This window comes from Pseudogemmatithrix spongiicola, assembly GCF_030623445.1.
Taxonomy (GTDB): Bacteria; Gemmatimonadota; Gemmatimonadetes; order Gemmatimonadales; family Gemmatimonadaceae; genus Pseudogemmatithrix; species Pseudogemmatithrix spongiicola.
The window spans coordinates 1,625,821-1,638,296 of record NZ_CP130613.1; the positions used below are offsets into that span (position 1 = coordinate 1,625,821).

A 12,476-nucleotide genomic window follows, 5' to 3' on the forward strand; every position below is an offset into this window, starting at 1 on the left:
CAAGGGGAATGTGCGACGCAGCGCGGAACGCCTAGGGCTTCAGCCCAGGCTCAATGCGGAACCGTGCCGCATAGTCGACGTCGTCGGCATCGCGCGTCGTGCCCCAGACGTCGTTGCCGCGGGCGCGCAGCACCCGCGTGCGCGGCGGCAGCTTCACCCGCCCGAGGAAGCGCCCGTCGCTCGCGAAGACGTCGAAGACCACGGGTTCGCGCGTGGTGAGCACCACGGGTGGCGGCCCGTTGGGACTCGGGCGTGGCGTTGGCAGCTCTTCCGCGGGAATCGGTTCCCCCGCGGTGTAGACCCGCACCCAGATGCGACCGTCTTCACCCACGAGGAAGCGGTCGTACGCGGGCTTCTCGGAGGGAATCGGTGCGCCCGTCCAATTCCAGCTCGGGTCGAGGCGGCGCATGTTCTGCTCGATCTGCGCCTGCCGTTCCCGCCGCTCTGTGTCTGACACGGGCACCGGCGTGAACTCGCGTTCGATCCGGTTTGGCTTGCCGTCGGCTAGCAGCCGATAGAACACGTAGCGCTGGCCCAACCCCGCGACGATGCCTCCCGCTGGGTGGACGCTTGCCGCCGAGTTTGCGGACCAGGGCCGGACGGTCATGGTCCGCGAGCGGCCATTGGGGGTCGCCGCTTGCAGCGGCTCGGACTCGTTGGGCCAGAGCGGGATGCGCAGCGTATCGAGCGTCTTCCCGGCCGTATCGAGGCGGACGTAACTGTCTTGCCGCTCCAGCGAGTTGTCCGGGTTCGTCATGATCGGCAGCCACATGAGAAGGCGGCCCGCCGCGTCGGCGAACAGCTGATTCTGCGTGAACCACCCCGTGAACGGACTGCGCCAGGTCGTCACGTAGCTGCCGTCCGCGCGATAGCGGTTCACGCGACCGCCGCCCGCGTCCCACACGTAGAGGTCGCCGCTCGGGTGCCGCGCGATGCCGTTCACCTGCGTGTACTCGCCCGGTCCCCCGCCCTTGCCACCGAGGTTGCGCACGTACGCGCCGGTAGAGTCGTACAGGCGGATGATCTCCGCCTCCGAGTCATGCACCAGCAGGCCGCCACCGGGCAGCCCGAGCACGTCGCCGACATAGCCGAAGGTGAGTTCCTCCGCGCCATCCAACGCGCCGACCTGCAGCACAGGAACGAGTGTGTGGGCGAGCGAGTCTGGAACCGCACCGAGTGTGCGCACGACGATTGTGTCGCCCGTCGAGTCGGCGACCGTACGCCAGGGCCGTGCGTCCGCCTCGGCGCCTCGGTCTCCCGCGCAGGCCGCGAGGAGGGCGGTCCCGAGGGCAGCGGTGGCGACGACATGATCGAAGCGACGGGGCATCATGCGAGCACTCCTGCGAGGCTGAGGAAGTTGCCGAGCATCCGCTTGCCATCTGCGGTGCCGATCGATTCGGGATGGAACTGCACGCCGTACACCGGATGCTCGCGGTGCCGCAGCGCGTGGATCTCTGTCCGGTCATCCATCGCCGTCGCGGTGACTTCCAACGCGGCGGGAAGCGTCTCGTGCTTCACGACCAGCGAGTGATAGCGCATCACTTCCGCCGGCGACGCAATGCCGGCGAAGAGACCCGTACCGTCGTGCAGCACCCGCGAGGTCTTGCCGTGCATCACGCCGCGCGGCGCGCGGATCACGTCGCCGCCGTAGGCCTCGCCGATCGCCTGGTGTCCGAGGCAGACGCCGAGCATCGGGATCGTCGCCCCGAAGCGCTGAATAACGGGGATCGTGATGCCCGCCTCTGCTGGCGTCCCCGGTCCGGGACCCAAGATGATGGCCTGCGGCTGCATGGCGCCGACGTCATCCACCGACAGCTGGTCGTTCCGCACCACGCGCAGCTCGGCGCCAAGCTCGCCGAGGTACTGGACGAGGTTGTACGTGAAGGAGTCGTAGTTGTCGAGGACGAGAAGCACAGTTCCCTAGGAGTGTGACATCGGGTCAGTGGAGCGGGCCACGGTTCCCAAGTGCGAGATCGGCTTCGGCGCCCGATTCGAGGTAGCGCGCACGGATCGGTCGGTTAGCGAGGCAGCGTCACTGAACGCGATAGCGAACCACCGCCGGTACCCCATCGGTGTCTCGAACAACAGCCCACACGTGCGTCGCAGAAGCGCGCATCAGTTGGGCCTCCACGGGTGCCTCGACTTCCCCAATTGACCTCCCGGTCGCATCGAACCGGATCCACGAGGCCGTGTTCCCGGACCGGCTATCCACCCGCCTAAGCCAAATGGAATCATCGCTTCCAATCAGTATGTCGCCCACCGGTGGCAGAGTTGCGGGGCGATAAATGGCGCGCCTTACCTGGTCACGTCGCACTGTTCCGGAGCTGGGGCGGCCGCGCTCCGAAGAGGTCAGTCGAGCAACCCACGCGTCGACAACCGCTTCGAGGTCGGCATCTTCAAGCCGTCGGGCGGTATACTTCACTTCGCGAACGAAAATGACCCGCCCAGCAGTTGAAACTCGGCGGATTCGGTAAATGGCGTCGCCGGGCCTTGAGGCAAGATTCCGCTCGACCAAGACCAGCGACGTGCCACTCGGACTCACTGCCCAGAGGGGCGTCGTCGTGAAAGGCTGCTGACCTTGCGCCATGCCAGCTGCGACTGGAATCCGCAGTGGACCTACGCTGTCAGCGTCCAAGTGAAGCAGTGTGTCGACGATTGCTCCTCCAGCACTGTAGCGGAGGAGCGGGGCCCTCAGGCGGGCAACTCCTCCATCGCGAACCGCGTCCTCATCATACCGCTTGATTGCTACTTCACCGCTGGCCAATAGTCGGGCAGAACCGACTGTGCCAAGAGAAATGGTCCGCTGCAGTCGACCGCCTTCATCGAAGACGCTAATGCGCGCTGACGTTGGATCCCATACCCAAAGACTGTCCTGCTTCAGCCCCAGACGCAGTGGAAACTGAAACTCACCCGGGCCGCTGCCACGCCGACCGATCACCCGCACGCGCTTGCCGCTGCTATCGAAGACCTGGACAACTCGCAAGTCAGGCTGAAGAACGTACACACGACCGCCACGCCCACTTTCGATGTCGGCGATGGCTGAGAAAGCTAGGCTGTCGCTCTCCGCCGGGAGAATACGAAAATCTTCGACCAGACGTCTACTTTGCGCAGCCACTCCCGCTGGAACCAAATGTCCAACGAACAAGGCAAGTAGCGCGGCAGCAGATTGAATCGGTTTCACGAAGCGCTCCGCTTCCGAGGAAGATATCAGCGCGCGGTCGGGTGGCTGGGTCGCGCGCACCACATCCTAGATCTCGATTCGAGCGACCTCTCGCTTCGCGGCCCGTACGGCGTCCCGTGAGTACGCGCGAGTTACCACGTATCCCCGGCAATCCCTTCTAACGTGTCTAGTTAGACCCTCCCAGTGTCCGGAGATTGCGAGCAGATCCGCCGCTGAGGCCTCTTCTGCCACAAACGCAGCGGACGCTACCACCGAGGGTGTCTCTCGATACACGGTTCCGTCCGGCCCAACCCTAATGTCGGACTTGACCTGGTTGCACGAGGAGAACACCACGCAGTACCCCGCACACGAGGGTTGACAGTTCCAGTAACCGTTTCCAAAAACACACGCGCAGCAGTTGTTGCCTGGTTCCTGACGCGGCCACATGCACTGTGCGTTGGCCCGGCTAGGAGACAACCCGCCAATCGCCAACCAAGCCGCTGCCATCCATGCTATCGTCCAGTTTCGTCGCATACCCTTCCTCCTTTGGTTGAATCCCTGCCCAGCCACCCCCACCTGTACAGGACAATCTCATCGTGTGCGAATCTCCGCAGCGCGATCAATTCCTTGCGAACCGGATCCGACTCGAGGATGCCGAGGGACACCGTCACCAAACTCTCGCGAAGGAAGCTGCCGTCTTCGTCGTACACAATCAGGCGTCGCATGTCGCTTCGTAAGTCTGCTAGAACTTGTATATAACCACAGCCAAGCGAATGCGTGTGCAGGCCAACCCATTCCGCGGACTCTGTGTCGCGCTGAACATCTACTGCTGCATATGGTGGTTCTAGCGTTCTGCTTTGATCGCCAGCTTCGTCGATGAGGAAAACGCGGAACGGATTCTGAGACGATGAGACAACGAGTTCACCGCGGTACCAAGTCAGCCACGCATTGGCGAAGAAGCTCGTGTCCCCACGGGGAGCCGCGACGCTGCGCGCCGAAACGACTCCGACGTCTGAGAAAGATCCGTCTGCGCTACTCAGCGCCAGCAAGCCAACATCGCCGCCTGAAAGCCTGCCGGCGACGATCCACTTGTCACGAGCTCGAACCGCGGCGAACGGCGCGAAAGGTAGTGACATTCGCAGTTGCGAGAGCACGCGACCATTTGAAGCCACTCGGAAGATCGACGCAGAGTCAATGACTGATAGCAGTTCGTCGGACTCAAATGCGACTCCGAGGACACGGCCAGTCGGCAGGCGAAGCTTCTCCCACTCGGTTCCATTGTGCGCCTTAAGCAACATGGTATCCGTCACGCTGGACCACACCGCCAAGTACCTCGCGCCGCGGACCGCACCCGAGACCGGGTAGGAGCTCGGCACGGAGTCTGAGGCGAATTCCTCTAGGACGAGCACGGCGTCGTTAGAATCTTGCGAGGCTCGGTTGCAGCCGACGAACAATAAGGTGAACACCACTACGCCCAGTGCTCGAATCAACTCGTCACATTCTCCCCTGCGTGCCGCCGCAGAACGAGTTGCAACCCGATTGGTCGAATGGAACTGCGGGCGCAAGATTCCTCCAAGCCCTTGACAGCGGCGGCCAAGCGTGAGCGGGATGCGCGCGCCACCGCCACTTGGAAGTCGCGTGTGCGTTACTCATGCGGAACGTGCTATTGCGAGCTGCTTTCGCGCAAGGGCGGATACAGACTTGTCGCAAGTGGCCTAGCACAATTCAATGGTCGAGTAATCCGCCCTTAGCTCTCAACCAGAGCATCGCTCTGCTCCGAGGCCCAAGCCGCCTTGCGTCTAATGCACTGCATTACACGTTCTAGGTGCGCGGATGAAACTGCTTGTGCACCTGCCGCAAATGCTCGCGATTCACGTGCGTATACAACTGCGTCGTCGCAATATCCGCGTGCCCCAACATCTCCTGCACGGCGCGCAGGTCCGCCCCGCCCTCCAGCAAATGCGTCGCGAATGAATGCCGCAACGTATGCGGAGTCACCGGCTTCGTCACGCCAGAACGTTCGATGATCTTCTTGAGGATGGTCCACGCCGTCATGCGCTGCAGCGGCCGGCCGCGGCTGTTGAGAAAGAGTCGACCCTCGCCCTTGCCCTTCTCCAAGCGCGGCCTGAGCTCGCGGAGGTACATCCCAACCGCCCCCGCCGCCTTGCGCCCGATCGGCACCAACCGCTCCTTGCCGCCCTTGCCGAAGACGCGGACCACGAGCTCGTCCAGCAGCACGTCTTTCACCTCCAGCGTGCACCACTCGCTCACGCGCAGCCCGGCTCCATACGCCAGCTCCAGCAATGCGCGGTCACGGAAGGCCATCGCATCCTCCAGCGGGATCGCGTCGATCAACTGCTCGACTTCGCGCACCGTCAGCACGTCGGGCAGGCGCCGCCAGCCGCGCGGGCTCTCCAGCTTCTCGCTGGGATCCGCCTTCACCACGCCCTCGGCCAGCAGGAACCGATACCAGGTCCGCAGCGCGGAGATGCGACGCTTGATGGTCGTCGCCGCGCGGCCCTGGTCCTTCTGCTCGTAGACCCACTCGCGCAGGTGCGCGGCCTCGAGGGCGGCCGCTCCGCTCACGCGATGCCGCGTGCTGGCCCAGGTGGCGAGCAGGGAGAGGTCCCGCAGGTATGCCTCGCGCGTGCGGGGACTCGAGCCGAGTTCCAGCTCGAGGTACTCGCTGAAGCGCTCGAGCAGGAAGCGGCGGGACAGCTCGTCGGAGATGGGCGGGGCGCCGGCGCGGCTCACGCCCGCAATCTACGGCGACGCCAGACCAGCCAGCCAACGATGCCAAGGACGAGCGCGAGCCCCAGCGCCCCCAGCCCCGCCCCCTGCGCAAACCGCGTCATCCCTGCCTTGACGCTCTCCCAGTCGCGCCCGACGCGCATCGCGATCCACACGATGACGCTGTACCACATGAAGGACGACAGCCACATGATGCCCAGCGTCTCCCACAGCGGGACGCGCATCGCCCCCGCGGCAAGCGGCACCATCGCGCGCACGCCGGGAATGAATCGGCTTAGGAACAGCGCGACCCACCCGTACTGCCGGTACGCGCGCTCGATCCGGTGCTCCGCGCGCTCGGCCTTGAGTTCGCTCTTGGCCATGCCGATGCGCCCCAACTGGTGCGTGATCCACTCCGCGCCGAATCGCCGGCCGACCCACCACACCACCGAGGACCCGCCGACGCTGCCGGTCGTGATCACCAGCGCGGTCGGAAGCATCAGCCCGCCGTTCCGCGCCGAGATGAACGCCAGGAACGCGGCCGCGACGTCGCCCGGAATGGGGGGCAGCATGCCCTCGCAGAACGCCAGCAGCCCCATGAGGGCGTACAGGGACCCCGCGCCGAGACCTTCGATCCAGGTGAGGAACGTCTCGAGGAAGCCCAGTTCAGTCGGCACGCACCAACGTGGCCACCGCGATCGTCGCGATGCCCTCCCCCCGGCCGATCCAACCCATGCTCTCGTTGGTCTTGCCCTTCACCATCACGTCTGCGGGGGACAGATCGATGGCGTTGGCCAGCTTCTCACGAATCGCCGCACGGTGCGGCCCGATCTTGGGGAACTCCGCGATCACGGTGATGTCGGCCTGCGCGCAGCGCCAGCCGGCCTTCCGCACGCGTGCGAGCGCGAGCTGCAGCATCTCGATGCTGTCGCGCCCGGCGTTCTCGGCCTGGGTATCGGGGAACATCTCGCCGATGTCGCCAAGGCCCGCGCCGCCGAGGATCGCGTCCGTCAGCGCATGGCACACCGCGTCCGCATCGGAATGACCCGTGCAGCGCACGGTGGCCGGAATCAGCACGCCGCCGAGGATGACGCCATGCCCCTCGACGAAGCGATGCGAGTCGTAGCCGATACCGACGCGGACGGGCGTGACCGCTGCGCTCACGCGCCCACCAGTTCCGGTTCGAGCAGCGAGTAGTCCTGCTTGCGCTTCTTCGGCGTGAAGCCGGCCTCGCGGATGAGCAGCTCCATCTCCTCGATGCTCGTCCGATGCGTGGTGTTCGCCGCCGAGACGACGTTCTCCTCGAGCATCAGCGAGCCGAAGTCGTTGCAGCCGTAGTGCAGCGCCGTCTGGCCGACCTTCATGCCCATCGTCACCCAGCTGGCCTGGATGTTCGGGATGTTGTCGAGCACGGTGCGCGCGAAGGCCGTCGTGCGGAGGTACTCCACCGCGTCGGTCTTCGGCATGTGGCTCATCTCCGGCGTGTTCTCCGGCTGCAGCGGCCAGCAGATGAACGCCGTGAAGCCGTTCGTGCGCTTCTGCACCTCCTTGAGGCGCAGCAGGTGCTCCACGCGCTCGGCCTTGGTCTCGCCGATGCCGTACATCATCGTGCAGGAGGTCTTGAGGCCCTCCTGGTGCGCGATCTCCATGACCTCGAGCCAGCGGTCGGCGCCGGCCTTCTTCTTGGCGACGTTGTCGCGCACGCGCTGCACGAGGATCTCGCCGCCGCCGCCGGGGATCGAATCGAGGCCGGCCTTCACCAGCTCCTGGATGATCGTCCGCGCGTCCATGCGGTACAGCGTCGCCCAGAAGTCCACTTCGGAGGGCGAGAAGCCGTGCACGTGGATCGGGTGATTCCGCTTGATGTACTTGAGCAGCTCGAGATACCACTCGAACGGGATGTACGGGTTGTGCCCGCCCTGGATGAGGATCTGCACGCCGCCGAGGGCCTTCACCTCGTCGATCTTCGCGCCGATCTGCTCGTAGCTGAGCGTCCAGCCCTCGCCGTCCTTCGGGCGCCGGTAGAACGCGCAGAAGCCGCAGTCGGCCACGCAGACGTTCGTGTAGTTGATGTTGCGGTCGACGATGTACGTGACGATGGGCTCCGGATGGAGCTTCATCCGCATGGCGTTGGCGGCGGCGCCGAGCTCGAGGAGCGGCGTCTTTTCGTAGTACTCGAGGAGGTCCGTGAGTTCAGACATAGCTTCAATCTAAGCGAATCCCAAGGACGGGCGCGCGGTTCGCGCGGGCCTACCGCCCCGCCTGCGCCGACGGCAGGAACGCCAACTTTCCCTTCGGAACGCGTCCGGCGAGTTCCAGGCGTCGCAGGAACTCCGTCAGCCCTTCGAGGTCAGGCATCGTCAGCCGCCAGTCGAGACCCGCGAAGTACTCCCGGCACTCCCGGAGGCTCACGCCGGTGTTGCGGCTGGCCTGCGCTGAAAGCTCGTCCAAGTGCTGCAAGCCCCAGTCGCGGGAGCGGATGAGCGCCGCGTGAACCTTGAGGGAGTCTTCCACCGGCGTGTTGCGCTGCGCTACCCACACGGCAAACACGAACGGCAGCCCCGTCCAGCGCTTCCATTCGGCGCCGAGGTCGTACACGTAGGGGTAGCTGCGTCCATGCCCCTGCGCGACGGGGTGGTCGGCACTCTGGAGCATAAGGGCGGCGTCGCCGATCACGAGCCGCGCGGCGATGTCGTCGCTGGCCTGCGCCGCCACGGCATCGGCCTCCGCGTTGCCCGGCACGAACTCCGGCGCGGCCTTCCACACATGCTCGAACAGCAGCTCCAGCAGGTGCACCGAGGTCATCGACGACCGGCTCACCAGCACGCGCTGCCCCCCGAGCTCCTCGGCCGGCACGTTCGAGAACAGCATCACGCTGCGCACCGGGCCGTCGCAGGAAATGGCCAGTTCGGGCAGGAGCAGGTAGCGTTCGCTGTCGCGGGCATATTCGACGGCCGAGACCACGCTCACGTCGAGCGCGCCCTGAGCCATCATGCGGTTGAGCGTCGTCGGCACCCCATCGATGAGCGTGGCGTCGAGCGGCACGAGGCCGCGGTCGACGCCACCGTAGACCGGATAGCAGTTGATGTACGGGATGCGGCCGACACGCATCAGGCGGCCTTGTCGCCCGTGGTCGGCGTCTCGTCGAACTCGCGCACGACCTTGTAGAAGCTGTCCCGCTCCTTCGGGATCTTGCCCGCCCCGCGGATCAGCTTCAGCAGCGCCTCGAGCGTCATGCCCTGCGGCGTCTGCGCGCCCACCGCGTGATAGATCTTCTCGCGCACCACCGTGCCCTCGAGGTCGTTCACGCCGTAGTGCAGCGCGATCTGGCTCAGGAACGGCGACACCATGATCCAGTGGCTCTTGATGTGCTCGACGTTGTCGAGGAAGAGCCGGCCGATGGCGAGGTTCTTGAGGTCGTCGGTGCCGCTGGTCGCGATACCCGTGCGGCCAAGCTTCTTGCCGAGTTCGTTGTCGTCCGGGTGGTAGGCGAGCGGGATGTAGGCCAGGAAGCCGCCCGTCTCGTCCTGCAGGTCGCGCAGCATCTGCAGGTGCTCCATGCGGTCCGCATACGTCTCGACGTGCCCGTACAGCATGGTCGTGTTGGTGCGGATGCCGAGCTTGTGCGCGGTGCGATGCACGCCCACGTAGTCGCCGGCGCCGAGCTTCTTGCGGGCGATCTCTTCGCGGACGGCAGCCGAGAAGGTCTCGGCGCCGCCGCCGGGCATCGTATCGAGGCCGGCCTCGCGCAGGGCGGTGAGCACTTCCTCCCAGGACTTCTTCTCGATGCGCGCGATGTGCGCGATCTCGACGGCCGTGAGCGCCTTGATGTGCACGTGGGGCAGCTCGGCCTTGATGGCCCGGAACATGTTCGTGTAGTACTCGAGCCCGGCCTGCATGTCCAAGCCGCCCACGATGTGGAACTCGCGGGTCATCGAGTCCTTGGCCTGCCGCGCTTCGGCCATGATCTGGTCGAGCGTATAGCGGTACGCGCCATCTTCCTTCGGCAGGCGCGCATAGCCGCAGAACACACAAGTGGTGCGCAGCGTGCAGATGTTCGTCGGATTGATGTGCTGGTTCGACGCGAAGGTGACCACGTCGCCATGCTTGGCGCGGTTCACCGCGTCGGCGAGCGCGCCGATGCCCGTGAGGTCGCGCGATTCGAACATCGCGACGCCGTCGGCCTGCGTGAGCCGCTCGCCCTTCCCTACCTTCTCCGCAATCCGGCGCACCACCGGATCGGTGATGCGCTCGATCGGAATCGTCAGCGCACCAGGCATGGGTCGCTTACTCCGTGTATCGCTTGAGAGCGATTGAGACGTTGTGGCCGCCGAAGCCCGACGAGTTGCTCAGCGCGGCGTGTACCTCGCGCGCCACCGGCGTGTTCGGCGTGATGTCCAGGTCGCACTCGGGATCGGGCGTCTGGTAGTTGATGGTCGGTGGGATGATGCCGTGCACCATCGCCATCGTCGTGAAGATGGCCTCCACCGAACCGGCCGCGCCCAGCATGTGGCCCGTCGAGGACTTCGTGGACGACACGTTCAGGGCCGTCGCGTGCGCGCCGAAGACCTTCTTGATGGCGCGGATCTCGTTCGGGTCGTTGAGCGGCGTCGACGTGCCGTGGGCGTTGATGTACTGCACGTCCTCGGGATGCAGGCCGCCATCCTCGAGGGCGCGCGTCATCGCCCGCTGCAGGCCCTCGTGGTCGTCCGGCTGGCCGGTGAGGTGGTAGGCGTCGCCCGTCGCGCCGTAGCCGACGATCTCGGCGAGGATGCGCGCGCCGCGCTTTTGCGCATGCGAGAGCTCCTCGAGCACGACGATGCCCGCGCCCTCGCCGAGCACGAAGCCGTCGCGGGTCGCATCGAAGGGGCGCGACGCCGTCGCCGGCGAGTCGTTGCGGGTGGAGTGCGCCTGCATGTTGCCGAAGCCGCCGATCGACATCGGCGTGACCGCCGCCTCGGACCCGCCGGCGATCATCACGTCAGCGTCGCCGTAGGCGATCATGCGGAACGCGTCGCCGATGGCGTGTGCGCTGGTGGCGCAGGCCGACTGCACGGCGTAGTTGGGCCCCTTGGCCTGGAAGCGCATGGACACCACGCCCGCCGCGATGTCGCCGATGAACATCGGGACGAAGAACGGCGAGATGCGGTTCGGACCGTGCGTCAGGTACACCTTGAGCTGGTCCTCGAAGGTGGCGATGCCGCCGATGCCGGAGCCGATCACGACACCCGTGCGGTAGGGATCGAAGCCACCGGAGGCGAGACCTGCATCCGTCATGGCCTGCACGGACGCCGCCATCGCATACTGCGTGTAGAGGTCGGACCGCTTCACTTCCTTGCGGTCCATGTACAGCGCCGGGTCGAAGCCCTTGGTCTCACAGGCGAACTTCACCTTGAAGTCCGTCGTGTCGAACCGCGTGATCGGCGCACCGCCGGACTTGCCGGCCAGCAGGCTCTCCCACGTGGTCTTCAGGTCGTTGCCCACGGAGGTGACGACACCCGCCCCCGTGATGACGACCCGGCGCTTGCCGCCCGCCATGCTTAGCCGAGCTTCCCGTTCAGGTACGTGATCGCGTCACCGACGGTGCGGAGCTTCTCGGCGTCCTCGTCGGGGATGTCGATGTTGAACTCCTTCTCGAACTCCATGACGAGCTCGACGATGTCGAGCGAGTCGGCACCGAGATCTTCGATGAAGCTCGCGCCGTCGGTGAGCTTCTCGCGCTCGACGCCGAGCTCCTTCTCGATGATGTCCTTGACCTTCGCGGAATGGTCGGCCATTGGGGGTCTAGCTCCAGAGGGGTGGGCTGTGTGAACTATCGGGAAATATAGCGGGACGTTCCCGCGCTTACATCACCATCCCGCCATCCACGGTCAGGACCTGCCCCGTGATGTAGGCGGCGTGGTCGGACGCCAGGAAGGCCACCGCGCCCGCGATGTCCTCCGGCGAGCCGAAACGATCGAGCGGAATCTGCGCGGACAGCTTGGCGATCGCGTCCGGCGTCATCGCGTCGGTCATGTCGGTCTTGATGAAGCCCGGCGCCACGACGTTGCAGAGCACGTTGCGGCTCGCGAGCTCCTTGGCGACGCTCTTGCTGAGGCCGATCAAGCCGGCCTTGCTCGCCGCGTAGTTGGCCTGCCCGGCGTTGCCGATCAATCCCACCACACTGGCGATGTTGATGATGCGGCCCCAGCGCTTCTTCATCATCCCGCGCTGCGCCGCGCGGATCGCGATGAAGGCCGAGCGCAGGTTGGTCTCGAGCACCGCGTTCCAGTCCTCGTCCTTCATCCGCAGCATCAGGTTGTCCTTCGTGATGCCGGCGTTGTTGACGAGGATGTCGCAGCCCCCGAGCGCCTTCTCCACCGCCTCGACCAACGCCGTCACCTGCGCCGGATCGCCGATGTCGCAGGCGAAGCCCTTGGCGCCGCCGCCGATCTCCGCGGCAACGGCATCCGCCTTGGCCTGGTCCCGCCCCACGATGGCGACCGTCGCGCCGCACTCGGCGAGCCGGCCGGCAATCGCACGGCCGATGCCGCGCGTGGAACCCGTGACGAGGGCGACCTTGCCCGTGAGATCGATGCGCATGTGA

Annotated in this window: 13 protein-coding genes; all 13 read right to left on the reverse strand. The window is 65.7% G+C overall.

Annotated elements, in window-relative coordinates; genetic code table 11:
* Nucleotides 1-31 precede the first annotated feature (31 nt).
* Nucleotides 32-1,330 (reverse strand): 6-bladed beta-propeller, encoded by a 1,299-nt coding sequence (locus tag Strain318_RS07400; RefSeq protein ID WP_367887862.1) that lies wholly within the window; start codon nucleotides 1,328-1,330, stop codon nucleotides 32-34.
* Complete coding sequence (locus tag Strain318_RS07405) at nucleotides 1,327-1,914, reverse strand: anthranilate synthase component II (RefSeq protein ID WP_367887863.1); 588 nt, start codon at nucleotides 1,912-1,914, stop codon at nucleotides 1,327-1,329. The genes Strain318_RS07400 and Strain318_RS07405 overlap by 4 nt, the downstream gene beginning before the upstream one ends.
* Nucleotides 1,915-2,032: 118 nt before the next feature.
* Nucleotides 2,033-3,244 carry a 6-bladed beta-propeller gene (locus tag Strain318_RS07410; RefSeq protein WP_367887864.1) on the reverse strand — a complete coding sequence of 404 codons (1,212 nt, stop codon included), beginning with the start codon at nucleotides 3,242-3,244 and terminating at the stop codon, nucleotides 2,033-2,035.
* A gap of 428 nt (nucleotides 3,245-3,672) precedes the next feature.
* On the reverse strand, nucleotides 3,673-4,725 hold the full coding sequence (locus Strain318_RS07415; RefSeq protein ID WP_367887865.1) for a hypothetical protein: 1,053 nt from the start codon (nucleotides 4,723-4,725) through the stop codon (nucleotides 3,673-3,675).
* 256 nt (nucleotides 4,726-4,981) lie between these two features.
* A complete protein-coding gene (gene xerD / locus Strain318_RS07420) occupies nucleotides 4,982-5,914 on the reverse strand; it encodes a site-specific tyrosine recombinase XerD (RefSeq protein WP_367885074.1) in 933 nt (310 codons plus the stop codon).
* Entirely contained in the window at nucleotides 5,911-6,567 is a 657-nt protein-coding gene (locus Strain318_RS07425) for a DedA family protein (protein WP_367885075.1), read from the reverse strand. The genes xerD and Strain318_RS07425 overlap by 4 nt, the downstream gene beginning before the upstream one ends.
* Nucleotides 6,557-7,054 carry a 2-C-methyl-D-erythritol 2,4-cyclodiphosphate synthase gene (gene ispF / locus Strain318_RS07430; protein ID WP_367885076.1) on the reverse strand — a complete coding sequence of 166 codons (498 nt, stop codon included), beginning with the start codon at nucleotides 7,052-7,054 and terminating at the stop codon, nucleotides 6,557-6,559. The genes Strain318_RS07425 and ispF overlap by 11 nt, the downstream gene beginning before the upstream one ends.
* Nucleotides 7,051-8,091, reverse strand: a complete 1,041-nt coding sequence (mqnC, locus tag Strain318_RS07435; protein WP_367885077.1) for a cyclic dehypoxanthinyl futalosine synthase — start codon at nucleotides 8,089-8,091, stop codon at nucleotides 7,051-7,053. The genes ispF and mqnC overlap by 4 nt, the downstream gene beginning before the upstream one ends.
* Nucleotides 8,092-8,140: 49 nt before the next feature.
* The gene (locus Strain318_RS07440) at nucleotides 8,141-9,001 is read right to left on the reverse strand and encodes a menaquinone biosynthetic enzyme MqnA/MqnD family protein (protein WP_367885078.1); all 861 of its coding nucleotides are present in this window, start codon (nucleotides 8,999-9,001) and stop codon (nucleotides 8,141-8,143) included.
* A complete protein-coding gene (gene mqnE / locus Strain318_RS07445) occupies nucleotides 9,001-10,170 on the reverse strand; it encodes an aminofutalosine synthase MqnE (RefSeq protein ID WP_367885079.1) in 1,170 nt (389 codons plus the stop codon). Before mqnE ends, Strain318_RS07440 begins: the two co-directional genes overlap by 1 nt.
* Nucleotides 10,171-10,177: 7 nt before the next feature.
* Nucleotides 10,178-11,428: a beta-ketoacyl-ACP synthase II gene (gene fabF / locus Strain318_RS07450; RefSeq protein ID WP_367885080.1), complete on the reverse strand. Its 1,251-nt coding sequence runs from the start codon at nucleotides 11,426-11,428 to the stop codon at nucleotides 10,178-10,180.
* Between the two features lie 2 nt (nucleotides 11,429-11,430).
* Entirely contained in the window at nucleotides 11,431-11,667 is a 237-nt protein-coding gene (locus Strain318_RS07455) for an acyl carrier protein (protein ID WP_367885081.1), read from the reverse strand.
* Nucleotides 11,668-11,734: 67 nt separating this feature from the next.
* Nucleotides 11,735-12,472 carry a 3-oxoacyl-[acyl-carrier-protein] reductase gene (fabG, locus tag Strain318_RS07460; RefSeq protein WP_367885082.1) on the reverse strand — a complete coding sequence of 246 codons (738 nt, stop codon included), beginning with the start codon at nucleotides 12,470-12,472 and terminating at the stop codon, nucleotides 11,735-11,737.
* Between the last annotated feature and the right edge of the window lie 4 nt (nucleotides 12,473-12,476).

Excerpts from the sequence above, each read along its gene's own strand:
- mqnC (WP_367885077.1), bottom strand. The coding sequence starts at position 8,091 with ATGTCTGAACTCACGGACCTCCTCGAGTACTACGAAAAGACGCCGCTC.
- fabG (WP_367885082.1), bottom strand. The coding sequence starts at position 12,472 with ATGCGCATCGATCTCACGGGCAAGGTCGCCCTCGTCACGGGTTCCACG.
- fabF (WP_367885080.1), bottom strand. The coding sequence starts at position 11,428 with ATGGCGGGCGGCAAGCGCCGGGTCGTCATCACGGGGGCGGGTGTCGTC.
- Strain318_RS07440 (WP_367885078.1), bottom strand. The coding sequence starts at position 9,001 with ATGCGTGTCGGCCGCATCCCGTACATCAACTGCTATCCGGTCTACGGT.
- mqnE (WP_367885079.1), bottom strand. The coding sequence starts at position 10,170 with ATGCCTGGTGCGCTGACGATTCCGATCGAGCGCATCACCGATCCGGTG.
- Strain318_RS07400 (WP_367887862.1), bottom strand. The coding sequence starts at position 1,330 with ATGATGCCCCGTCGCTTCGATCATGTCGTCGCCACCGCTGCCCTCGGG.
- Strain318_RS07455 (WP_367885081.1), bottom strand. The coding sequence starts at position 11,667 with ATGGCCGACCATTCCGCGAAGGTCAAGGACATCATCGAGAAGGAGCTC.